Below are 21,860 nucleotides of genomic sequence, written 5' to 3'. Positions count from 1 at the left end.
GCCCTTCCCCACCCCCCTTCCCTTCTGCTCGCCTGACTGGTCGGCGCTGCCTCAGGCCGCCTTCACGCCAGCAAGCCGGCTCCATTGCTCGCCGGTGCGGACGATCTGGTCGAGGATGGCCTCGGCACGGTCAGTGGGCACGAACAGCCTCGTCTTGTAATTGATGATCTCGGTGAAGCAGCCGATCGACTTCAGCCAATCCCGCCGTGCGGCGGGAAAATCACGAATTTCGAGCCGTCGCGCATCGTTCATATGGACCTGCACCAGTCGTGCAGTATCCATGCCGACGATCGGAACCCCTTGCCTCCCTCTGGCGCCAGCGATCATCTCCGCCGGGCTCAGCACAGTGGACATGTCGACACCGAAGGAACGGGCGAGTTTCTCCAGTCCATAGGGCGAAATGATGCGTCCGAGCAGCGAGTTGCCTTCCGCGTCAGTAACCCGCCAGACCCGCATATCGTCATCAGGAAGGCGATCCCAGACCGGAAGCAGGAGGCCGGTTGCCATGCTGATCGTTTCAACGTCGAGCTTTGATCGGGTCTCTTCGACCTCTGTGTCCCAGAGGCGTTCGAATTCCTCCTTATCGACAGGAGACCAGAGGCTCTCCTGTAGGGCGGTATCGCGGATGCGGTCGCGGCCGGTTGGACGAACAAGCTGCCACATGGCGATCGCATTGCCATCATTGTCCATACTGCTCCAGCTTGGCACCCGGAGTGCAACGCGACCCGACCGACCGTTGCGCAGCCGAATAGCTTCGACACCGCCATAATCACGCTCCAGCCGCAAGAGGCTGAGGGCACGCTTGCGAAAATGCAGTTCGATCCGACTAAGCCGTGTTTCGGCGCCCGTCACAGGATCACGCCGCAGTACCTGCTCGTCGAGGAGGGCCATCCGCTCTGCCTGCATGGTTTCGACGCCGACATCGAGCGTCCCGGCCTCACGCGCCGCATCGATGCGCGCCCGGATCAGCGCCATATATTCCTCGAAGATCGCATTCTGGATCGCGATCCGCAGAGCCAGCAGGCGATTGAGCCATCGCTGGATAGGCGGGAGATCATCGAGCAGACCGCCGCTTTCCTTGTCCAGGAGGCGCAGGCCCGTCATGTCGATGAAGGCGGCAAGGGTCGTGCTGGTGAGCTTGCCGCGGTAAAGAAGATGGTACCACTGGATGAGCGCATCGCGGGCATAATCGCTTTCGAGATTGTCCGAGGGGTCGAACATATTCTGTCCGCCCGTCTGTCGCTGGCCGCGAGTGAGGGCGCCAAGGCTGTCGAGCCGCCGCGCAATGGTGCTGATGAAGCGGCGCTCGCCCCGGCAATCCGTGGTCACTGGCCTGAAGACGGGCGCACTCTCCTGATTGGTGCGGTTGGAGCGACCAAGACCCTGAATGGCGTTTGCCGCGCGCCATCCAGGCTCCAGCAAGAAATGGATCCGCCGGCGGTCCGCGGATTTGCAGTTGCGATCGGCATGGTAGCTCCGCCCCGTGCCGCCGGCGTCGGAGAAGACCAGTATCTGCTTGGCCCCAGACATGAAGGCTTCGGCTTCAACGATGTTGCTTCGACCGCTCCGGCTTTCGACACGCTGGCGGCCATTTGCGTCAACAATGAGCCGTCGGGTCCGTCCGGTCACTTCCGCCACGGCTTCGGTGCCGAAATGTCGGATGATTTCATCGAGCGCCGAGCCAATTGGCGGCAAGGCGCAAAGCGCCTCGATCATCTCGTCACGCATGGCGAGGGCCGCCTGGCAGAAGACAGGGTTGCCAGCCTCATCGACCATCAGTTCGGAGCGCTCTGCATCGTCGCTCCCCGTGATGATCTTCATCATGCGGACTGGGAAGGCCGTCTTGAGGTAATCGATCATCGCTTCTTTGCAGTCGCAGTTTATGTCGAGCGTGGCGGCGGGAGGCGCAGGTTTCCTTCGGTTTTCCATGATTTCACTCCAGATAATATGAGGGTCAGGGGGAATGTTCTGGGACGGGCTAAGCCCGCCTTCGAACGTCGGTAAGCATGGTAATCAGGGCATCGGATGGTGGCTTGAAGCGCCCGGGCTTGATTGCAGGCGCGCCATGGGCCGCGAGGATTTGCAGCTTCTCCTCGGGATCGGCCCGCAGGTAGGTCTCGGTGCTCTGGATGCTGGCGTGGCCGAGCCACAATGCGACCTTGCGAATGTCCCCGGTCGCCGCGAGCGTGTGCATCGCACAGGAATGCCGCAGCACGTGCGGCGTAACCCGTTTGCCAAGGATCGACGGCTGCTTCATTGCCGCGGTCTTGACGTGCTCGGCCAAACGGAACGCAAATCCGTCGCGGGTCATGGGCTGCCCGTTGGCATTGAGGAATATCTCGGCAGCTTGCGCGTCGGGCCGTATCGCAAGCCACGCGCGCAATACGAACTGGGTCTCTTTCCAGAGCGGCAGGACCCGTTCACGCCGACCCTTGCCCATGATGTGCACGGTGGACAGGGAGCGGTCCGGGAAATCGCGCAGCTGCAGCGTTACGAGTTCCGACACCCTCAGCCCGCCAGCATAGGCCAGATGCAGCATGGCGCGATCGCGGGTGCCAAGCCGAGTGCGGGGATCGGGGGCGTCGAGCAACGCCTTGATCTCGGCCCGGTCGAGATAGTCGATCAGCGCCTTGTCGGTCCTCTTGGTCGGGATCGATCTGACGCGGAGAGCCTGATCGAGGCAGGCTGGAATCCGATACTCGATGTACCGGAAGAAGGATCGGATCGCAGCGAGCCTGCCATTACGGGTCCGCACGCAGCTGCCGCGGCCGGTCTCTATATGGTCCAGGAAGGCCATGATCATGTCGGTGCCGAGATCCTCGATCTCAAGATCGGTCGGCCGACGCTTCAGCCGATCGGCAGCGAACTGAACGAGGAGGACGAAGCAGTTGGCATAGGTCTTCACCGTGTGCGGGCTGACGGCACGTTCGCGCGGCAGATGCTCACGCAGGTATGCCGAGAGATGGGGAGCTAGCGCCGTCATGCCGCTTCTCCCCGGTAAAGCTGCTCGCTGGCGGCAGCGATGTCGCGCAGCAGCACTGGAGTGGCCTCGAGATACCAGTACGTGTTGGCGACCGACACGTGCCCCAGATAGACGCTGAGACCGGCCATGTGGTGAGCGATGGCCTCCCTGTCGGGCGGACATGACTCAAGCGAGCGGACAGCGAAGGTGTGCCGCAGATCGTGGAGTCGCATGCCCGCCGTACCGGTTGGTCCACGATATCCGAGGAGCCGGGCCAATCTGACGAACACGACGTGGGTGCGCACCTTGTGCGGTGCCCGTCCCCGGATAGTGACGAACAGGTCGTTGCCCCTGGCCGCGTGCTTCTCGCGGAGGGCGAGATAGGCTTCGAGTGCTTGGCGCGTCGATGGCTGCAAGGCAATCAGCCGCTGCTTGCCGAACTTGCCGTTGCGGACGATCAGGCCATCCTCGACCAGATCGTTGCATTGTAACGCGAGGGCCTCGGAAATCCGGAGACCTGTCGCCGCCAGCAGCCCGAACAGGTAATGGTACGTGTATGGGCTGATCGTGCCTTGGGGTGGAACGTCCAATGCAGCAGTCATGATCGCCCGCACTTGGTCCGGTTCAATGATGGTCGGCGTCGGGCGTGGCCGCTTGCCCCGGCCGAAGACGCCGGCAGGCGGAACTTCATGGCTTGAATCTTCGGCGTGAGCGAAAAGGCTGAAGTTACGTGCGGTGTCGAACCTCCGGCGGGCCACATATTGTGAGCTCGACGTGTGGCACCAGTCGTAGATGCGCCGGACCTGAGTGTGCCGATCGCCGAAACCCTCGGCGTAAGCAGCGTACTGGCGGAGCATCCGGTCCTGTTCGGAATACTTCCGACCCAGGCTGCGATGCAGAGCGACGTATCTTGAGATGTGTGTGTTCAACATGGCAGGTCTCCGGGCCAGGGCTGCGCGATCTTCATGAGCATCGGCAGATCGACCTTGGCGTAGATGGCAGTGGTCTCGGGCGTGCTGTGACGCAGGATGGTCCCTACGGACTCCAAGCCCGCGCCCGCGCGCAGCAAGTTGGTGGCAAGCGAATGCCGGAATATGTGCGACCCGGTCGGCACCCCTTCGATCCCACCGCGCTCATGTGTGCGTGCGACGATGCCTGCGATCTCCGCAGACGAGCTGAATGGCCGGAACGGAGCTTGCACGCGCAGGAACAGATGCTCTTCGACGGCCTTCGGGCGGGCTGCCGCAAGATATGTCAGAATCGCGTCGCCGACATCCTGCGGCAGTGGCAACCGGTCCGGCCTTCGGGTCTTGCCCTTGACCCGGATGTACCCGCCCCGCCAATCGATATCGTCGAGCCGCATGTCCCGGACATCGCCCGCTCGCAGTCCGAGCCTGGCGAGCAGGAGAATTATGGCTTTGTCGCGGACTTCCACCGGCCGATCAGTCGGACAGGCTGCAATGATCTTCTCGATCGTGGCCGGGTCGACGTGACGGGGTAACGCCGAAAGGCGGTAGCGTTGCACTGATGGTATCGCGTGCAACAATGCCGGTCGGCACTCGCCTTGCACGATCAAAAACCGAATGTAGCTCCTCATTATCGTGACGAGCAGCGATGCCGAACCCGGCGTCTCCTTGCTTCGTCGCTGGAACGCGCGCCTGAGAGCGGCTGCATCCCATTGTGAAGGCTCGCCGAGCATGGGCATGAGCCGCGTGATATCGGTCCGGTAACGCCGGATCGTCTCGTCGGTCGCGCCACGATGTTGCTTGAGCCATGTAAGATATGCCGCCATGTGCGGGTTATCGTCCACCATCGGTTCGACCGATGGGACGACGCCCCGACCCCGCAGAAACTCGACGAAGTGCCGAGCGCAGCGCCGCCGCCGCTTGGTGCCCGTGGCAACCAGCTTGCCCCGCTTGCGCCAGACCGGGCAACGGCAATCATGCACGGCGTACTGGTCGATGATCGTGTCGTCGACATCGGCCCACCGTCGTCGCGCAATGCGGAGCCAGGCCACGACATGCTCGGCCTCGGATCGATAGGACTGCGCCGGTCCCTCGGCGAGTTGCAGGCGATCGATCGCGTCGAAATAGTCGGCGAGGTGCCGTGGCAGATCGTCGATCCCGTCGTCGACTTCGACGTAGCCTTGATCTTCCAGGAAGCGGACGAAGCGTCTGACCCGCGCTGCAATGTCCGCCTTATATACTGGCTGCTGCGCCGAATACCGGTGGCACCGGCACCGGTGCTTCTCGAACCGCCGAACAGCCTGATCGTCGATCGTGCGGATCGCGATCCCATGCAGTTCCAGCCAATGCAGGAAATGGCGGACAGCAGCGCCAAACAGAACCGCACAGGCTGACCTCTCGTCGAGCGACAGAGAGGAGAGGAATGCGGTGAGTAGGGTGCCGTGACTGGGCGGGTCTTCGACCCGGAGCGAGGCCGCTCGAAACGGCAATGATGATCTTGTTCGCATGTAGCTTCCTTCGACTTGTTGAGGTCGAAGGAACTGTAATTATCTGGAGTGAAATCATGGAAAACCGAAGGAAACCTGCGCCTCCCGCCGCCACGCTCGACATAAACTGCGACTGCAAAGAAGCCGTCTAATGTTGAGATCCACATTACACGTACTCCCGAGGCGATAGTTCGATATCGAGGTTGGCGCGCTCCTCGGCAGACAGACTTGCGAGCCGTCGCCCCAGCATGGCTTCGGCCGTCGTCACAAGCTGGATAATCGCATGATTGCCTGCATCAAGCTCTCGGGTCACGGCATCGATCAGGCTGGGCACTTTCATTGCGATCAGCAATTGCGCGAAGAAGCGTTGCTTGGCGCTCTCAAACCGCGAGAGCGCAGAGCCCTTGGCCTGGGCATTGAGCGCCTTGTCCTCCATCCGGTCGACGATGTTGGTGAGCGCGAGCACTTCATCGAGATTGCGGTGGATGACGGCCCAACCATCGGCATAAGCGTTGTAAGTCTCGATCTGGGCCGGGGTCAGCGGATGAACGAGGGGATCATATTCAACGCCGCGGAATGTCAGCGCGCGCGCCGTGTAGAGCCCAAGGGCTTTCAAATCGCGCGCGACGATTTCCATCGCGGCGATCCCGCCCTTCTCGATGCCGCCCATGAAAGCGGCTCGATCATCGAACGACGTGCCCGCCCCCCAAAGGCCCAGGCGGATCGCGTAGCAAAGATTGGCGGGGTCGGTGGCGCCGGTCGCCGAAATGTAGAGGACGCGGGCGCGTGGGCGCAGGTTCTGAAGGCGAACGCCGGCCAGACCCTGCTCCGACCCCTTCTGGGTGCCGAACTTGGTTTCGGTGCCTGCGGCGTTGGCCATTTCGTGCGCTTCATCAAAGCAGATGACGCCTTCGAAATCATCTTCGAGCCAAGCCAGCAGCTGCGAAAGGCGCGAGGCCGTGTCATGGCGCTGGGACCGCAGCGTCGCATAGGTCAGAAAGATGATGCCGCTTTCCATCGAGATCGGCGCCCCGAATGGAATGGCGTCCAGCGGCTGGATGTCGATCGGCAGGCCGCCCAGCGCCGCCCAGTCACGGCGCGCATCCTCGATCAGTGCCGAGCTCTTGGATATCCATATCGCCTTGCGGCGACCGCGGCTCCACTGGTCCAGGATACAGGCTGCGACCTGCTGACCTTTGCCGACGCCAGTGCCGTCGCCGATGAAAAAGCCCATGCGATAGGCGCGCCCCGCACTGTCAGGCATAAGCATCGTGCCAGCTTCATTGGGCGCGTGGAGACCGGGCAGATCGCGCTCGAACGCCTGTCCCGCGTAGACAAGGGTTTCGAGCTGCGCGTCCGACATCGCGGTGACGGCGCAGCGGGGCAGCATCGGGACATAGGTCGGCGCGGGAGGAAGGATCGAGGACATTGCGATCGACTCGACGAGCTGGTCGGGATGCGGCTTTCCGCCCGGAATATCCATCCGCGAGAGACGCCAGGGCACATAGATGCCGATCTGCTCGTCGGCGGACCGCGGCGTTTCGCGAACAGCGTAAGCGAGCGGTTCTACCGTCGTATCCAACGCGGCGGTAGCGCGCGGCCTGAGCTTGCGTCCAATTGTGGTTGAAGGCAGCGCTATCAGCGGCGCATGGGTTCTGACAGGCATTCGCACCGGGATCCGTGCTTTAGTCGTTCCTGCCGGCTCACGCTGCGCGCTATCGAGCGATCCCAGCCTTGGCGGCATCGAAAGAATATGCGGCAGGGCCGCTCTTATGTCTGGCACGCAAATCCGTTCTTGCGCGCCGGTCCAGCCCTTGTCGTAGATCATCAGACGGACCGACACGCTGGTGCCATGCTTTGCAAACGGCCTGCCCTGGATCGTGATTTCCACGCGCGGCGGGACAAGGTCAGCGACAGCCCGGTAGCCTTTCTCCCCGCTTCCATCATGGGCAAATGCCGGCGACATGATCGCAACGCATCGGCCGCCGGGCGTCAGACGCGCGAGGGCGGAGCGAAGATGCCGGGCACCGGCATGCGCGTCGCGTCCCCGCTGTTCGCTGCGGGCGAAAGGTGGGTTGATAAGCACGACATTGGGCCGCACGGCTGTAGGTAAAAAGTCGTCGATGAACTCGGCATCGTAGCAGCTGACTTCGGCACCTAGGGCCTGCCCAAGAAGGCCGGCTCGCACGGGATCGCGTTCGTTCAAGAAAAGGCCCGCGCCCGCCAGTCGCGCAAAAATGGCCAGCAGCCCGGTACCAGCAGAGGGTTCAAGGATCAGATCGTCGGCCCCGATGACGGCAGCGCGTGCTACGAGATAGGCCAGTGGCAACGGCGTTGAAAATTGCTGCATGTCGACCTGGCGCTCCGATCGGACCGACTGGGTTGGCAGCCGCTCGGATCGCGCCAGCAGGTCAGCAAGGACAGCTTCGGGCGACGCCTCGTTCAGCGGATCTCGCATGAGCGCCAAGGCCTGAGCTGTCTCCAGCGCGTCGAACGCCTCGCGCAGCGACCAGACGCCCGTCGCGTCGCCAGCACCGAAATAGGCGGTCATCAGACGGGTGAGACGGTGCCGGCTGATCGGCTGACCGCTCGCTATGAGTTCGCAGAGGTCCTTCGCGACCGAAGTGAGAGTCCAGATTTTTTGATCGTGCGGCCCGGTGCCAGCGGTAACGGCGGCGAAATGATCTGAGGTCATGGCAAGCTCCTGATGCCCGTAGCCGAACGGCTCCAGGCGAGATTGTCGGACGGCAGGGCCTGCCCGACTTCGATGTTCGGAAAATTTGGGCGAGGCTCGCATGCGGCCCCGCCCACGATCGTTCAGGCCGCTTCGGGCAAGTCGCTCTGCTGATCAGCGGACGCAGGCTCGCCGTTGGGGGACTGCGGCTCGCTTTCCGGGGGAGCGAGATCCTCAAGCGGACCAAAGCGCATCGCGTCCGGTAGCCATTGCATCGCCCGATCCTTGATATCGGCCTCGACGATGATTTGGCCGCCAAAGAGCTTTTCGGCAGAAAGCGCGAGATCATGCTTCTTCAAGCCGCTGTACCGGCTGCGCAGTTCGGCCCCGCCAACCTCGTGGAAATGGTCCAGGATCGTTGGCTTGGCTACCCGATCGAAATAGCGTCGCGCGGTCGGACGCCACCATTGCGCAACATCGATGTCGAGCTTGGTCCCGAGGTGGTCGATGAGCATGGCCGAACGGTCACCTGCGGGCACCGCATGGAGGGTTCTGGCAACCGCCCAGCCAAGCCAGGCCGCCCGCGCCGTATCGGCGAGCGCACAGAAAGCGTCGTACCGTTCGCATATCCCGCCTGCATCGATCCAGCTGCGGTCGAGGCCCGCCTGCAATTCATCCCAACTTTCCGCGGCGGGCGTGTCGCTCTCGAAATTGCCGACGCGGGTACTGGGCACGGTGGCGCGCAGATCGCTCGGCATGTCGTAGCGATAGGCAACCGCCGCGTCGGCCATGATGAAAGCGCCGAGGTCGAGAGCAAAATGGGGATCGCTCGCGACATGGACCCGGAGGATTTCCGTCTTCATGAGAGCCAATTCTTCTGCCAGCTTCTGGCTTATCGGCGACCGTCCGGAAGCCTCATCGACCGGCTCATCGGCGCTCTCATCCTCCTCCTGGGATTGGGTATCGGCATCCTCGTCGACCTCCGGTTCAGGCTGCGGGATCGCGTAGATTTGTTCGTGAAGCCGGGGGGTGCCGTCATCGCCGATCACGAGATAGGCCAGCGACGTAGCCTTCTGGTCGGCACCGAGGACCGGCGGGCGCTCAGTCAGGCCCTGATATTCCGATTCCAGCCCCTCGATCCGTTCGATCTCTTCGTCGGAATAGCCATCTTCATCGGCATTCTCGGCAATTGTCTCCAGCTCGACCTCGATCGCGCGCTGCCGCTCTTCCTCCTCGGGAGTTAGCTCCGCCGGTTCACCCTCGATTGGATCCAGGCCGATGGTTTCCATGTACGGGACACGGCTGTGGCAGACGACGCGCAGTTCGCCAAAGCCCTCGGTTGATCTCAGCGCCGCGGCCGCTGCCTCCAGGCGTTCCTGCGCCAGCGTTTCGACTATGTCGCTGTCGATCCAGTTTTCGCTCGCATTGTCGGAGAAGAGATCACCGTCGATCCTGCCACCGGCGGCGAGGTAGGCGTCGCGCCCGACGAGCAGGGCCTTGGGATCATTGCCGCGATAGAAGCCGGAGATCAGGCGGCGCCGGATTTCCGCGCAGTTCGTGGCGTAGTAGCCGTCGGCAAGTTCTTCGAAGACGGCTGCCTGGCGGGCTGTGTCGGTGATGCTGCCATAGGCCTTCGCCACATCGAGCGTAATGGTCCCATCAGCGAGGGCGTCAAAGACGGGATCCGCAAGGCCAGCAAGTCGCAGACGCCCCAGCACGAAACGCTCGGTGAGCCCAAAACGTATGGCAACGTCGGCCGGGCTCTTCTTCTCGGTCTCCATGATCGTCTGGAACGCGCGGCATTCCTCTGCCGGCGACATGTTGAGCCGATTGAAATTTTCAACAAGGCTGATTTCTGCCGCATCGTTCCGATTGCTCAGCAGCTTCACCGTCACCGGGTAATCGGCCGGCAGCTTGCCCTCATCGATCAGTGCCTTGAGCTGCGTGAGACGGCGACCGCCGGCGGTGATCTGATATTCGCCCTTCTTGCGCGCCACCGGCAGGCCAATGAGGTTCTGGATGATGCCGCGTGCGAGGATGCTGGCCTTGAGTTCGCTATCGGCCACGGGGTCAGTCCGCTTGCGGACATTGGAAGGAGCGATCGAGAGCTTGGAAGCGGGAACCTGAATGTCGGGCAGTGCCTGGGACATGAGCTTTCTCCTGTTCGCGGGCGCCCTGACCATCAGGCCGCATTCCGCTCCCATCCCAACCTCACTTTCCCTCCTGCCCGCAGCATGTCGTTCCAGTCGTTGAATGGCGCTGCCGGCCAAAGGACAATGATCTCGCGTTCCGGAAGTGCGTAGCTCTGCAAAGCTTTGGTTACGGCCCGCCTGCCCGCATCGTCGTTATCGGCGAGGAGGATCAGGCGCTTGATGCGGCACGGTATCTCGATCCGATCGAATCGCTCGGCGCCAAGGCTCGCCCAAACCGGGATGGAGAGAAGCAAGGACGCGGATAGGGCATTTTCCACGCCTTCTGCCAGACCCAGCGTATCCATCGGTTCGAACAACTGCACGGCATCTCGATATAGCGGACCGAGCGCGCGCTTTGTCCGGCTGAGCAAAGCCGGCCGACCATTGGGCTGCAGAAATATCCGTTGGACAGCTGCCAGTCGGCGCGGTTGCCCGACAGCGACAAGCAATGCGGGCAACCGTCGAACCGCTCGACCTCGACCTAAGGGTGTGGCCGGGTGGTAGCGCATGAGATCATGGATCGCCGGAATTGACCGCTTGCGCAGATAGCGCTCCGCCGGAGTGCCGCTGACAGGTCGTCCTTCGCGCCAGAGACGAGCGGCATATCGCCGCATGTCGGTGGCAGGCTGGAGGCGCTCGAACTTTCGGCTCTCCCCACCTGGCACATCGAGCTTTTCGCGCCTGAGTGCGGCCAGAATTTCGGTAATTGTGCAGCCGGCAAAACATTTGAACAGGAGGCCGGTCCGACCGCACCGTACGGACAGGCTCGGCGTGCGATCCTCGTGAGCCGGGCATTGGCACATGCCCCACCCGTTGGACCAGACGCCCCCGAGTCGCCGGACAATGTGCTCTCCGGCTGCAGCCATGTCAGCGCTCATGGCAAACTCCGCGAGTCAGATGCCATAATGCTCGCATCAGCGGGATTGCGATGCCGAGGAATGCGCCAACCGCAGGGGCGTGATCGCTTTAAACTTACAACATGCTTTCGCCCGAGCCAGTGCTCCTGCGAGAGGATGGTTTCGAGACAACTCGACAGACCAGCGGCCAAAGGGCTGCACATGGGGGAAATCCTGAGGTTAAAAGAAGCCGACCTCTCCCCTCTTCCTTTTCTCCTGTTCGTTCCCAGACGGTACGCCAATGGCTCTATGCCATTCGATATAAGAGCGTTGCTTTTGCGTGTCAGTTTGATGACACTCATAGCTTATCGAAACGGATCGGCCACCTCGCCTGGCTCTCCCGGCTATGGTCGCCGACGCATGCAAGGGTCGGGTCGCACCGTGACAAGCAACATTTTGCCTCCCGAGCTGGAGAAATATCGCGCCGCCGTCGAGTCGCTGAGCGATCGTCAGCGTGAATGTCTAGCGCTTGTTGCGCGAGGGATGATTTCCAAGCGAATCGGACCCAAGCTAGGCATCATGCCCGGCACGGTCGACAAACATGTTGATAAAGCTCGGGTTGCGCTGAATGGGATGAGTCGCGCTGATGCAGCGCAGATCGTGCTGGCCTTCGAAACCGGCCGCGAAATTCAATTTGTCGATACCTATTTTTTACCACCCCCCGAATCGCTGGTAATTTCCTCCAAGGTCGAGAGAGCGGCAACTATCCCTGCTGATCACGAAGCGGATGGGCATCCGGATGATGATGGGCAGCTTGTTGAGGAACAGGGAAGCTATTCGCTCGAACGCCTCACAACCTCCCTCGTCGACTGGGTCCCGCTCCGCTCAGGCAGGAGACCGAGTAATGACCTGAACCAATCAAAAGCCATCGTTACCGTAGCGGCATTGGGCGCCTTGGGGCTCCTGCTTGCCGGCTCGGCCATATCGCTTCTTACGGTCATGGACAGTTTCGCCCACCCGTAAGGCACCATCCGACAATCAATTTCATGAACCATGCATTCCTGTGGAATGCGGGAGGAGACATCATGCCCAGACAACGTCAGATTATCGCCCATTCGATCGCGCAGCGGATGCACGCTGCGGAGGAAGCTATCGACCTTGCGGCGGCTCGCATCGCCGAACTCAATGCCGCCCTTCCCCTCGCCCGTCTCGAAGGGCGCCTGGACGCAGCGATCGGGCAGGACGCATTCCAGTCCTCCGCCTCGGCCATCATGCTGGTTGCCAAGACGCGGGCAGAGCTCGTCGCGACCCATGACCAGCTCAAGCGCGTGAGTGACGACATCGGTCTTGGCGAGCAGGCCTATGGCGATGTCTTCAAGGTCGCAACTGGCCAAAGCCAGCAGCCGGCGGTACCGAACCATCTCCGCGCCGCCTGAGCGACGATCGTCAAGCGCTTGACTGGGAACGACACTTCCGTTTCGAAGTCGATATGACCAGACAAATGATGTTCGTCGGACTTTTGGTCGTGAGCTCGATTTATGGGTTCGCAAAGGGTGGCCGGCCCGAGCAGATCGGGGCGGCAACCTTTGTGAGCGGCGTCATCGCCAGCATTGCGCTCGCCCATCCCATTGCCTTCCGGTTCCAGGGTGTCGAGCACGGCATGCTCTTTGTCGACACGGCCATGCTGGGTATTTTCTTATGGCTTTCTTTCAAAAGCACGCGATTTTGGCCGCTTTGGGTTTCGGGAATGCTGGTAGCCGAACTTTCGATCCACATCATGCGCGTGGCTGTGCCGGCTGTGGTGCCAAAAGCCTATATGGATGCCGTGGCGCTCTGGAGCTGGATTGCCCAGATCATTCTGATTGCCGCGACCTGGCGACACCAGCAACGGCTGGCCCGGCTGGGTGTCGACAAATCCTGGAAGACCTGATCGGTCTGGGAGCGCCCGATCGCGCGAGAGAATTGTCTGACCGGCTTCTCGAACGATTTGGGTCCTTTCCCGAGGCCCTCAACGCTACGGAGGGGGAGCGCGTCAAAGCTGTTGGTGGCGATGATCTGGAGGGGCTGTTTTCATCGGTTCGAACGGCTATCCACCACGTCCTGCGAGATCGCCTTCCACGTGGAGCCGTGCTGGCCGATGAGCCCGCCGTCCTTGATTATCTGAGAGGCGCGATGGCGTTTGCCCCGCAAGAGCAGCTTCGGGTACTCTATCTCAACGCAGGCAATGAGCTTCTATGCGACGAGGTAGCCAGCATCGGCTCCGTTTCCGCTGTCCATATTTACCCGCGCGAAGTGCTCAAGCGCTGTCTTGAGCTCGGCGCGACCGCCATCATCGTTGCGCATAATCATCCATCTGGTCGTCTTGTAGCCTCCCGGAGTGACAGGATCATGACCCGCAAGCTCGTCGAGGCCGCCACAGCGCTGGGTGTCGCGGTGCACGATCATATTCTTATCGCCCGGGAGGGCAGCCTGAGCTTTCGTAGAAAAGGATTTTTGTAGGCAGGCGCCGCAGCGATCGGCCCGGCCGAGCACGCGCAGCGCCCTTAGCAAAGGGAGAAAGACAATGCCGTATCAAGTCGTTGCTCGCATGGATGCCTGTCGCAAGCTGGTGACGATGCGTAAAGCTCTTGGTGACACGCTGGGCTATCGCTATTGCGCCAGTCCCGTCTGGGACATGCTTCTGGAACTCTATATTGCCGAGAGGGAGGAGAGGGTCGTCTATCTCTGGTCGCTCTGCAGTTTCGCAAATGTCCCGTTCCCCACAGCATGTCGCAAGGTGTACGAAATGGAGAAGATCGGTCTGGTCCTTTGCAACGCGACCGATCGGGACCGACGCGGAATTAAGGTTAGCCTGACCGAGAAGGGGCAAGGGGTCGTCGAGTCGCTTCTGGACCGGCTCGCCGAGATTTACCAAACCAACACGGGAATGCGCGCCGACATTCCCGCGCTTGTCAGCGCGGACAAGCGCACCAGAAACGCCAACTGATTATGTGCAGGTGACGGTCGCGCCCGCCCGTTGGCATCTGGCTTGAGAGTCCACTTCGGCCAGATCCACCGAATTCCAAGAGGCAGCCGCAAGCCCTCCACGCAATGATCTGTTCAGTGAAAATTGCGCGATTGAAGCCGCAAACAAGGTGCATCATCTCTCGCTGCCCGCTTCGACAAGTCTGCTTCACCATCGCTGGCGGCGCAAGTGGCGGCAGACAGCTTGGCTTCACCGATCGATCTGAGAAGAGGGGTATAGTCGATCACGCGATCTATGATGATGTGCGTGACAATCCCCTCGCGCTGCAACCGCCCACGCAACCCGACCATTGCTGATGCCAAGACCGTCCGCCGCTGCGCCTCAAACCGGTCCGGCCACAATATGCCATTCGCGATCCCGGTTTCATCTTCGATCGTGATGAACAGAACACCTTTAGCCGACCCCGGCTTCTGCCGCACAAGGATGACCCCCGCCACCTCGACATGCTGCCCGTCCTTCACCTGATCGAGTTCGGCTGCAGACTTGACCCCGCGCCGTCGCAAATCCTCGCGCAGAAACGCAAGCGGATGCGCCCGAAGCGAAAGCTGAATGGTCCGATAATCTTCGACCACCTCCCTTCCCTCGCTGAGCGGCTCCAGCGTCACCATGGGCTCGTCCCCTTCCGGACCGAACCGCCCTTCCCGCGCGTCGGCAGCCGCAAAGAGTGGCAGGGGTTTGTCGCCCAGCCCCTTCACGCGCCAAAGCGCCTGCCTTCGATCATGGGCAAGGGCGTGGAATGCATCCGCATCCGCCAGCCGCTCGATGGCGGCCGGCGGCACCCCTGCCCGTCGCCAAACGCCTTCGACGCTATCGAAGGGCGCGTCCCCTCGCGCCGACACGATCATGGCGCCGTGCAGGTTGGAAAGCCCACGTGCCATACGCAGCCCCAGCCGGACGGCGAGGTATCGCCCGCGTGTTGGCTCCAGCGTGCAATCCCAACGGCTGCGGTTGATGCAGGGCGGCCGCACCTCCACGCCATGGGCACGGGCGTCCCGCACGATCTGCGCAGGCGCGTAAAAGCCCATGGGCTGCGCGTTCAACAGAGCCGCGCAGAAGATATCGGGATGGTGGCACTTCATCCAGCTCGACGCATAGGCGATCTTGGCAAAGCTCGCCGCATGGCTTTCGGGAAAGCCATAGGACCCGAAGCCCTCAATCTGCTTGAAGGTGCGCTCGGCAAAGTCGCGCGGATAGCCGCGCCCCACCATGCCCTCGACCAGCTTGTCGTAAAAATGGCTGACGCCGCCGGTAAACTTGAACGTCGCCATAGCGCGGCGCAGCTGGTCGGCCTCAGCGGCCGTGAACCCGGCACCGACAATGGCCACCTTCATCGCCTGCTCCTGGAACAGCGGCACACCCAGCGTCTTCTGCAGCACGGCGCGCAACTCCTCGCGCGGATATTCCGGCTTCTCCTTGCCCTCGCGCCGCCGCAGATAGGGGTGCACCATGTCGCCCTGGATCGGCCCGGGCCGAACGATCGCCACCTCGATCACAAGATCGTAGAATTTCTCCGGCTTGATCCGCGGCAGCATTGACATCTGCGCACGGCTCTCGATCTGGAAGACTCCGAGCGTGTCCGCGCGCTGGATCATGGCATAAACGGCCGGATCATCTCGCTGGAGTGTTGGCGACGCCATGGTCATGGCGACGCCGCGATGCTCCGCCAGCAGCGCAAAGGCCCGGCGCATACAGCCCAGCATGCCCAGACCCAAAATATCGACCTTCATGAACTTCAGCGCATCGATGTCATCTTTATCCCACTCGATGACCTGCCGGTCCTCCATGGCTGCAGGTTCGATCGGCACTAGCTCATCCAGCCGGTCCGAGGTCAGGACAAAGCCGCCAGGATGCTGCGAGAGGTGGCGCGGTGTGCCGATCAGTTCACGCGACAGCTCCAGCGTCAGGGCAAGACGCGGATCGCTGGTGTCGAGATTGAGTTCGCTTGCCTGATCGTCGCGCACGCCTTCGAGCGACCATCCCCACACGAGCCCCGCGAGCGCCCCGGTCATGTCCTCGGGCAAACCCAGCGCCTTGCCGACCTCGCGCACCGCGCCGCGGGCGCGATAGCGCGTTACCACCGCCGTCAGAGCGGCGCGGGTGCGGCCATAGGTCTCATAGATCCACTGGATGATCTCCTCCCGCCGCTCATGTTCGAAATCGACGTCGATGTCGGGCGGTTCCTTGCGCTCGCCCGACACGAACCGTTCGAAAAGCAATTCATGCTTGATGGGATCGATCGAGGTGATGCCCAGCACGAAGCAGACGCAGCTGTTCGCCGCCGATCCCCGCCCCTGGCAGAGAATGCCCCGCCTTCGCGCTTCAGCGACGATGCTGTTCACGGTCAGAAAATAGGGGGCATAGCTCAACTTTTCGATCAGCCCGAGCTCATGGGCAAGCTGATCGGCATAGGCTTTGGGCACGCCATCGGGAAACATGCGGGCCGATGCCGCCCCCGTCAGCCGCTCCAGCAATTGCTGCGGCGTTTCGCCCGGACTTGCTTCCTGCGGATATTGATAGCGAAGCTGATCGAGGTCGAAGGTGCAGGCATGCGCGATGTCGGCCGTTGCTGCCAGCGCATCGGGATAGGCGGCAAAGCGCCGGGCCATTTCCGCGCCGGACTTGAGCTGCCGATCGGCATAGCGCTCGCGCTTGAACCCCAGCGCATCGACGGTGCAATGGTGACGGATCGCGGTCACAACATCCTGCAACAGCTCGCGATCATTGCTGTGATAGAGGATGTCACCCAGCACCACCGATCGCACATGATGCGATCGCGCCTGCGCATTGAGACCATGAATCCGGATCGCATCGTCCGGCCTTCGGCGCAGCGACAGCCCAAGATAGGCGCGATCGCCAAATGTAAGGTTTAAACGGCAGAGCGCTCGTGCATTGGCGTCGTCGGGCAGATCGGGAACAAGGATGGCGATCAACCCCTCGTGCCATTGTTCGACATCCTCCCAATGCAGCTCGCAGGCCCCCTTCCCTGCTCGCGCCTTGCCAACGGACAGCAGGCGGGTCAGCCGCGACCAGGCGGCCTTGTCGGTTGGATAGACCAGCAGGCTGGTGCCACAGGCAAGATCCAGCCGACAGCCGGGGATCAGACGGACGCCGGTTTCCTTGGCCGCTTGCCAGGCGCGCACGATCCCGGCTACCGAATTGCGATCGACGACGCCCAGTGCCGGTATCTTGAGCCAGGCGGCCTGAGCGAACAGTTCGTCAGGGGAGGACACGCCACGCAGGAAGGAGAAATGCGTGGTGACCTGAAGTTCGACATAATCCTCGCTCATCATCCGAACACACCATGGATGTGCCAGGAGAGATCGCCCGACCGCAGATTTTCGCCATCGCCGCGCCGGAACACCCAGAAACGCTCGCCCCGCTCATTCTCCACCCGGAAATAATCGCGCACGGCATAGCTCTCGCCGCGCCGACGCCACCATTCTCCACGAATACGCTCCGGTCCATCTGCCCGCACCACGACATGGGCGACCCCGCGCCAGACGAAGCGGCGTGGCGGCTGGTCGGGAAGCTCGGCCATGACATGGTCGATCCGCTCTGGCCGCCGCAGAATGCGGGCGGGCCGTGGCCATAAGGTCGGCCAGGGCATAGCGTCAGCCAGTGGCGCGATGCGCCCAACGCCGCGCTCGGGTACATCACTCTCGCGCATGGTCGGACGGTAAATGGCCCCCTGCCCCAGCCGAGCAACGATCTGATCGACGAGGAGTGCGATATCCGCCGCTTCGCCCGTCCCCAGATCGGCGTCGATCGCCGTGGGCGCCAGGGATTCGCTGCGCAACGCGAGCAGCCGCATGCGTTCGATGCCGAAGCCTGGATCGATGGTCTCGATCTTCATCGCGAGCAGCCGCAGCATATGGCCGATGTCGCGCGTGCCGCGCGCGGTCCCGACCGTGACGATCTGTTCTTCCTTGTCCACCCGCTCGCAAACAAGACGCAGAAGCCGCACGCCAAGCCCCAGTTCGCGCAATGTCCGCGCCAGATCATCGGCAAGGTCGGCCATGACCCGCGCGATCGTCTCAGCCGAGCCAATGGGTTCGGCAAAGATCCGCAGCACCTGCGGCAGTTCGAATGGGACAATGCCGACGAGCGGCTCGCCAACCCGCCCGATTGCCTGGTCGAGCCGGTGAAGCAGACTGGCCCCAAAACGGCGGCCGAGCGGCGCGCGCGGCATGGCGATGAGATCGGCGATGCGCTCGATCCCGAGGCGCTGGGCGGCGCTGCGCTGGCGGTCATCGAGCCGCAGTGCCGCTACCGGCAAGCTGCTGATCGCTTCCAGTTCCCCATGCACGTCGCAGATCGCAATGCGCTCTTTGCCATAGCGGGCGAGCGCATGGGCAGCGCCCGCCGTGCCCGCTATAGCGATGCGCGCGTCCAACCCGATCCGACGGCAAAAGCCGATGATCCGCCGCGCCATCGCCTGCTCGCCTCCGAAGAGATGGGCAACGCCGGTCAGGTCCATGAGCAGCCCGTCAGGCGCGTTGACCTGTGCGGTCGGCGTCCAGCGCCGCACGGCGAACAGCGCGAGCCGTTCCAGCTCCCGCACATCTCCCACCGGGTCAGCGTCGCGCGTATCGAGGCCGGGCACCATGGCTTTAGCCTGGGTGAGCGGCATGCCGGAAAAGAGACCAAGGCTTGCAGCTTGCGCGTCGAGTGCGGCGATCACCATGCGCTGCTTGTGAAGGATGCTGGTGACCAGCGGCGATGCGTCTGGCTGCGCATGTCCAAGGGGCTTCAGATTTGGCGCTGCCGCTTGCTTGCCCGATTTGAACGGATTGTCGGCCGCCTCCGAGCGGCGACCGAGTTCACGCGGCGAGGGACGTTGATGCGCAGGCAGGCTATCGATTTGTTCCTCGCGCGTGCCCATCGCGGCGCCCGCCCCGGCAGTCTGCGCCCAGCGCGCGCCAGGACGCCACCCGCCGCCACGTGGGCAGGAGCAGGACGAGCCGTCTTCCTCTTCGAGCGGAAGGACGGGCAGTTGGAGCGCAGATATCCGTTCAGGCGGCCTGCCGGTCCTCGCCTCGTTTCGGCGCAGCCGATCGACGGCGAGGCTCGGCAGGAACAGCGAGGCGACCCGTCGCATCGCAGCCCTCCAGTAGCCAGTTATCAGGATCCCCGCCGCGCTGGCGCACCAGTGACACCTGCCAGCGCGAGCGACCGACGCCAGATACCGGCAAGGGATCGGACGGCGCACAGCCGATGCGCCAGCGCGTCAGCGCAGAGGAAGGTTGGCCCAGCGGATCTTGCGCGGACCGTCGCCAGCGCCGCAGCAGCAGGGCCGTGGTGTTTCCCTCCTCAGCCGCCAGTTGCAGGCGACGCGTGGCGGTCATGCCGATGCGGGTAACCTCGCATACCACGGCTGCCAGTGCGCCATGGCGCAGCGCCTCTTCCATTACGGCAAGAGCGTGGTCGTCCTTGCCGGCTTCGACCTGGATCAGCCGGGTCGCCGGTACACCGGCGCAGGCAAGGCCGGGCGCGAACAGGTCGGGCTGGGACATGATCCAGAGAATATCGCCTTCCGACGCTCTGGCCGCGATGCCCGCAGTGAAGAGGGTGGCGGCGGCGTCATCGCCCAGCGCGCCGGTGTCGCCGGCAATCTCGTGCAGCGCGGCGCGCACCAGCCCGCCTGCTGCCAGGCGGTCATCGACGGCGGCAATACCGAAGGGCAGGCACGGCACATCGGCCCGCGAAACCGGCGCTATAGCCTGGATTTCGGCAATAAGGGCTTGCAGCCTTTCCGGGCGCGGGACAGTCGGCATGATGGATGAGACTCACGTGTTCTCTATATGTTCCTCTGATACTGTCACGGAGTCAATTGATCGAGATTTCAGTGGCGCATGTGCCTGATGCGCGTCACAAAAATCTGGTCCGCCAAAAAGCGGCCCGCCGTCCTCAACTGGACGGGCATTTTGGCCTTCATCATCTGAGCCGCGCCACTGAACGGTAAATCTCCGCTCGATGGCTGCGGCAATTCGCTCGACGATATCGAGGCGCGCGCCGCGGGAACGGGCAAAATTGCGATCGGACAGAGCCCGGCGCAGCCAAAGTGGTGCCATCGAAAGTGCGATGGAAATATCGACGCGAAGCTGATGCGCGCGCCCCAGCCGCTCACGGCCCTCGGGCACGTGAAGGTCATCGGCTAAAGGGCGATCTGGCTCATCTGATTCCATGATCGACGCCTAGAACATATCAAGAACGCAACGTGCAAGAGGCGCTGCGAGTTATCCACAGATAATTGGAGAGATGCCGTGTGACCGCCCGCTATTGCGCCAATACGCATTGACGCTCATAGGCGATGACCATGGACGACCATATGAAAGCGATCATCGAACGGACGGTCGAGCGCGCGCCCCAATGGCTGCGCAATGATCTTGGCGGCAAGGATGCGAATGCCCGCCGCAGCGCTGAAGAGACGCTTGCGGCTATGATCGCCAACGCACTGAACGAAGGGGCCGGCGAAAAACCGACGACCTGATTTCTGAGAGGAACCTGATCAGTCACCACCGTCAGCTTGAATATCCACGCTCGGCCTCTCGGTTGAGTGTGCCACCCTTCCCCCCTTTGGCTGGCAACTCCCTGAACCTTGGCCCCGTGTTTTAGTTTGCTCCGGCGGCGTTTTATTTCGCCTGCGAGACAGAACAGAGCTTCGGATGTAGCACGCCGACGACCAGTATCTACCAATCCGTGGTGCTGACATGGGAAGATCGGCTGACCCGTGCAGGGCGCGTTCGAGCGACACGTGCCGAGTGCCGGTTGGGATGGTTGGCGGCTAGACGGATTTTATCATGAACTTCAATACGGGACTTTCCTCAACATAGCCTGGCGCAAGCCATCCAATCGGGTTCAAAAGCCGAGGATGGACCTCCAATTTCCGCACAGAACTTCTCCTGAAGCATCGAATTGGCGCGGTCCTGACGGACACGGCTCCATCTCCACTACGCTTCGACCAAGCCACCTTCAGTGTCCTGTCCCATTCGGGCAACGATCCCCGCGCGAGGTGCGCCAGGTGGCGCGGCCCTTCCCACATCCTCGATGCTGACGAAATCCGCAGCTGTGTTCGTTTCCACTGAGAATTGACCCGGGTAGGGCGTAAATTTCCATTGAGAATTGACCCATGCTCAACTCGTCCCTGGCTTTGACAAGCGAAGATATATGGAGTGATGGACATGGCTAGTGAGCGTTATCCGGCGCCGACATTTTGGCGATCATGTGCCGATCCGGGAGATAGCGCGCCGCACCCCACTATTACCAAGCGCGTCCCGTGCGCGGTCAAAATCAGCGGGCGTATTTGGGGTCAAGTCGTCCGCGAAATACCTCATATGCGATAACGACGAACCACCTTCGCCTGCCCTCCGACATGAAATCATGGACCGCTTCGACAGTCCGCCCGAACCGTTGGATCATTTGTCCTATGTCGTCGATTACGTTGGCATCCCGCTGCTAATCGCCCCCCCCAGCAGACGATAGCGCTGACATTGGCGTGGAGCGTCCCCTCCCCCTCTATCCCAACATGATCCTTCGCCTTGTGCGGTCCTTCACCATGTCGCTAGACGCATGTTGAAGAGCATGTACCTGCGCCGTCGAGCAGACGATCAGTTGGGAAGATGGCGCGCGCTTCTTCCCCGATTTCCATCGTCCAGAAATACTCCGGAACGCGAACGATTTTCCGCATGGGGATGGAAGCGATCAGCGACACAATCCTGA

17 protein-coding genes are annotated in these 21,860 nt (G+C 62.3%); 6 read left to right on the top strand and 11 right to left on the bottom strand.

Going from position 1 to position 21,860, the window contains the following annotated elements:
* Positions 1 to 51: 51 nt before the first annotated feature.
* The 7 genes from ACI6S0_RS06730 to ACI6S0_RS06700 form a co-directional block, all read right to left on the bottom strand.
* Positions 52 to 1,929 carry a strawberry notch C-terminal domain-containing protein gene (locus tag ACI6S0_RS06730; RefSeq protein WP_434405297.1) on the bottom strand — a complete coding sequence of 626 codons (1,878 nt, stop codon included), beginning with the start codon at positions 1,927 to 1,929 and terminating at the stop codon, positions 52 to 54.
* A gap of 49 nt (positions 1,930 to 1,978) precedes the next feature.
* Positions 1,979 to 2,983, bottom strand: a complete 1,005-nt coding sequence (locus ACI6S0_RS06725; RefSeq protein WP_434405296.1) for a tyrosine-type recombinase/integrase — start codon at positions 2,981 to 2,983, stop codon at positions 1,979 to 1,981.
* Positions 2,980 to 3,894 (bottom strand): tyrosine-type recombinase/integrase, encoded by a 915-nt coding sequence (locus ACI6S0_RS06720; protein ID WP_434405295.1) that lies wholly within the window; start codon positions 3,892 to 3,894, stop codon positions 2,980 to 2,982. Before ACI6S0_RS06720 ends, ACI6S0_RS06725 begins: the two co-directional genes overlap by 4 nt.
* Positions 3,888 to 5,435, bottom strand: coding sequence for a tyrosine-type recombinase/integrase (locus tag ACI6S0_RS06715; RefSeq protein WP_434405294.1), 1,548 nt, complete (start codon positions 5,433 to 5,435; stop codon positions 3,888 to 3,890). Before ACI6S0_RS06715 ends, ACI6S0_RS06720 begins: the two co-directional genes overlap by 7 nt.
* Positions 5,436 to 5,580: 145 nt before the next feature.
* Positions 5,581 to 8,109 carry a strawberry notch-like NTP hydrolase domain-containing protein gene (locus tag ACI6S0_RS06710; RefSeq protein WP_375188861.1) on the bottom strand — a complete coding sequence of 843 codons (2,529 nt, stop codon included), beginning with the start codon at positions 8,107 to 8,109 and terminating at the stop codon, positions 5,581 to 5,583.
* A gap of 122 nt (positions 8,110 to 8,231) precedes the next feature.
* Entirely contained in the window at positions 8,232 to 10,238 is a 2,007-nt protein-coding gene (locus ACI6S0_RS06705; protein ID WP_293921988.1) for a ParB/RepB/Spo0J family partition protein, read from the bottom strand.
* Between the two features lie 32 nt (positions 10,239 to 10,270).
* Positions 10,271 to 11,158 carry a DUF7146 domain-containing protein gene (locus tag ACI6S0_RS06700; RefSeq protein ID WP_026109727.1) on the bottom strand — a complete coding sequence of 296 codons (888 nt, stop codon included), beginning with the start codon at positions 11,156 to 11,158 and terminating at the stop codon, positions 10,271 to 10,273.
* Positions 11,159 to 11,338: 180 nt separating this feature from the next.
* On the opposite strand from ACI6S0_RS06700, the gene ACI6S0_RS06695 reads away from it, so the two are divergent.
* The 5 genes from ACI6S0_RS06695 to ACI6S0_RS06675 all read left to right on the top strand — a co-directional run bounded on the left by ACI6S0_RS06695 (position 11,339) and on the right by ACI6S0_RS06675 (position 14,102).
* Entirely contained in the window at positions 11,339 to 12,139 is an 801-nt protein-coding gene (locus tag ACI6S0_RS06695; protein WP_293921984.1) for a helix-turn-helix domain-containing protein, read from the top strand.
* Between the two features lie 62 nt (positions 12,140 to 12,201).
* A complete protein-coding gene (locus ACI6S0_RS06690) occupies positions 12,202 to 12,552 on the top strand; it encodes a hypothetical protein (protein WP_017503688.1) in 351 nt (116 codons plus the stop codon).
* A 65-nt stretch (positions 12,553 to 12,617) separates the two neighbouring features.
* Positions 12,618 to 13,046 carry a hypothetical protein gene (locus ACI6S0_RS06685; protein ID WP_017503687.1) on the top strand — a complete coding sequence of 143 codons (429 nt, stop codon included), beginning with the start codon at positions 12,618 to 12,620 and terminating at the stop codon, positions 13,044 to 13,046.
* A 32-nt stretch (positions 13,047 to 13,078) separates the two neighbouring features.
* Positions 13,079 to 13,615 (top strand): JAB domain-containing protein, encoded by a 537-nt coding sequence (locus tag ACI6S0_RS06680; RefSeq protein ID WP_017503686.1) that lies wholly within the window; start codon positions 13,079 to 13,081, stop codon positions 13,613 to 13,615.
* A gap of 64 nt (positions 13,616 to 13,679) precedes the next feature.
* The gene (locus ACI6S0_RS06675; protein WP_293921980.1) at positions 13,680 to 14,102 is read left to right on the top strand and encodes a MarR family transcriptional regulator; all 423 of its coding nucleotides are present in this window, start codon (positions 13,680 to 13,682) and stop codon (positions 14,100 to 14,102) included.
* A 113-nt stretch (positions 14,103 to 14,215) separates the two neighbouring features.
* Here ACI6S0_RS06675 and ACI6S0_RS06670 read toward each other — a convergent pair whose 3' ends face one another.
* Genes ACI6S0_RS06670 through ACI6S0_RS06655 form a run of 4 tightly spaced genes read right to left on the bottom strand, consistent with a single transcriptional unit; the run spans position 14,216 to position 20,326 of the window.
* Positions 14,216 to 17,428, bottom strand: coding sequence for an error-prone DNA polymerase (locus ACI6S0_RS06670; RefSeq protein WP_017503115.1), 3,213 nt, complete (start codon positions 17,426 to 17,428; stop codon positions 14,216 to 14,218).
* Positions 17,428 to 19,239, bottom strand: a complete 1,812-nt coding sequence (locus ACI6S0_RS06665) for a DUF6504 family protein (protein WP_157228574.1) — start codon at positions 19,237 to 19,239, stop codon at positions 17,428 to 17,430. Before ACI6S0_RS06665 ends, ACI6S0_RS06670 begins: the two co-directional genes overlap by 1 nt.
* The gene (locus tag ACI6S0_RS06660; protein WP_026109607.1) at positions 19,154 to 19,915 is read right to left on the bottom strand and encodes an ImuA family protein; all 762 of its coding nucleotides are present in this window, start codon (positions 19,913 to 19,915) and stop codon (positions 19,154 to 19,156) included. Before ACI6S0_RS06660 ends, ACI6S0_RS06665 begins: the two co-directional genes overlap by 86 nt.
* A gap of 12 nt (positions 19,916 to 19,927) precedes the next feature.
* Positions 19,928 to 20,326 (bottom strand): hypothetical protein, encoded by a 399-nt coding sequence (locus tag ACI6S0_RS06655; RefSeq protein WP_157228575.1) that lies wholly within the window; start codon positions 20,324 to 20,326, stop codon positions 19,928 to 19,930.
* Positions 20,327 to 20,457: 131 nt separating this feature from the next.
* Between ACI6S0_RS06655 and ACI6S0_RS06650 the strand changes: the two genes are divergently transcribed.
* Positions 20,458 to 20,631: a DUF6771 family protein gene (locus ACI6S0_RS06650; RefSeq protein WP_293921977.1), complete on the top strand. Its 174-nt coding sequence runs from the start codon at positions 20,458 to 20,460 to the stop codon at positions 20,629 to 20,631.
* The last annotated feature ends 1,229 nt before the right edge of the window (positions 20,632 to 21,860 follow it).

It is taken from the genome of Sphingobium sp. DN12 (assembly GCF_051058005.1).
Taxonomy (GTDB): Bacteria; Pseudomonadota; Alphaproteobacteria; order Sphingomonadales; family Sphingomonadaceae; genus Sphingobium; species Sphingobium yanoikuyae.
The sequence above is the reverse complement of the archived record's forward strand: the minus strand, read 5'-3'. Positions and strand labels throughout refer to the sequence as shown.

What these genes read in the sequence shown, in the direction of transcription:
- ACI6S0_RS06730 (WP_434405297.1), bottom strand. Translation starts at nt 1,929, where the DNA reads ATGGAAAACCGAAGGAAACCTGCGCCTCCCGCCGCCACGCTCGACATA.
- ACI6S0_RS06725 (WP_434405296.1), bottom strand. Translation starts at nt 2,983, where the DNA reads ATGACGGCGCTAGCTCCCCATCTCTCGGCATACCTGCGTGAGCATCTG.
- ACI6S0_RS06720 (WP_434405295.1), bottom strand. Translation starts at nt 3,894, where the DNA reads ATGTTGAACACACACATCTCAAGATACGTCGCTCTGCATCGCAGCCTG.
- ACI6S0_RS06715 (WP_434405294.1), bottom strand. Translation starts at nt 5,435, where the DNA reads ATGCGAACAAGATCATCATTGCCGTTTCGAGCGGCCTCGCTCCGGGTC.
- ACI6S0_RS06710 (WP_375188861.1), bottom strand. Translation starts at nt 8,109, where the DNA reads ATGACCTCAGATCATTTCGCCGCCGTTACCGCTGGCACCGGGCCGCAC.
- ACI6S0_RS06705 (WP_293921988.1), bottom strand. Translation starts at nt 10,238, where the DNA reads ATGTCCCAGGCACTGCCCGACATTCAGGTTCCCGCTTCCAAGCTCTCG.
- ACI6S0_RS06700 (WP_026109727.1), bottom strand. Translation starts at nt 11,158, where the DNA reads ATGAGCGCTGACATGGCTGCAGCCGGAGAGCACATTGTCCGGCGACTC.
- ACI6S0_RS06695 (WP_293921984.1), top strand. Translation starts at nt 11,339, where the DNA reads ATGGGGGAAATCCTGAGGTTAAAAGAAGCCGACCTCTCCCCTCTTCCT.
- ACI6S0_RS06690 (WP_017503688.1), top strand. Translation starts at nt 12,202, where the DNA reads ATGCCCAGACAACGTCAGATTATCGCCCATTCGATCGCGCAGCGGATG.
- ACI6S0_RS06685 (WP_017503687.1), top strand. Translation starts at nt 12,618, where the DNA reads ATGATGTTCGTCGGACTTTTGGTCGTGAGCTCGATTTATGGGTTCGCA.
- ACI6S0_RS06675 (WP_293921980.1), top strand. Translation starts at nt 13,680, where the DNA reads ATGCCGTATCAAGTCGTTGCTCGCATGGATGCCTGTCGCAAGCTGGTG.
- ACI6S0_RS06670 (WP_017503115.1), bottom strand. Translation starts at nt 17,428, where the DNA reads ATGAGCGAGGATTATGTCGAACTTCAGGTCACCACGCATTTCTCCTTC.
- ACI6S0_RS06665 (WP_157228574.1), bottom strand. Translation starts at nt 19,239, where the DNA reads ATGCGACGGGTCGCCTCGCTGTTCCTGCCGAGCCTCGCCGTCGATCGG.
- ACI6S0_RS06660 (WP_026109607.1), bottom strand. Translation starts at nt 19,915, where the DNA reads ATGCCGACTGTCCCGCGCCCGGAAAGGCTGCAAGCCCTTATTGCCGAA.
- ACI6S0_RS06655 (WP_157228575.1), bottom strand. Translation starts at nt 20,326, where the DNA reads ATGGAATCAGATGAGCCAGATCGCCCTTTAGCCGATGACCTTCACGTG.
- ACI6S0_RS06650 (WP_293921977.1), top strand. Translation starts at nt 20,458, where the DNA reads ATGGACGACCATATGAAAGCGATCATCGAACGGACGGTCGAGCGCGCG.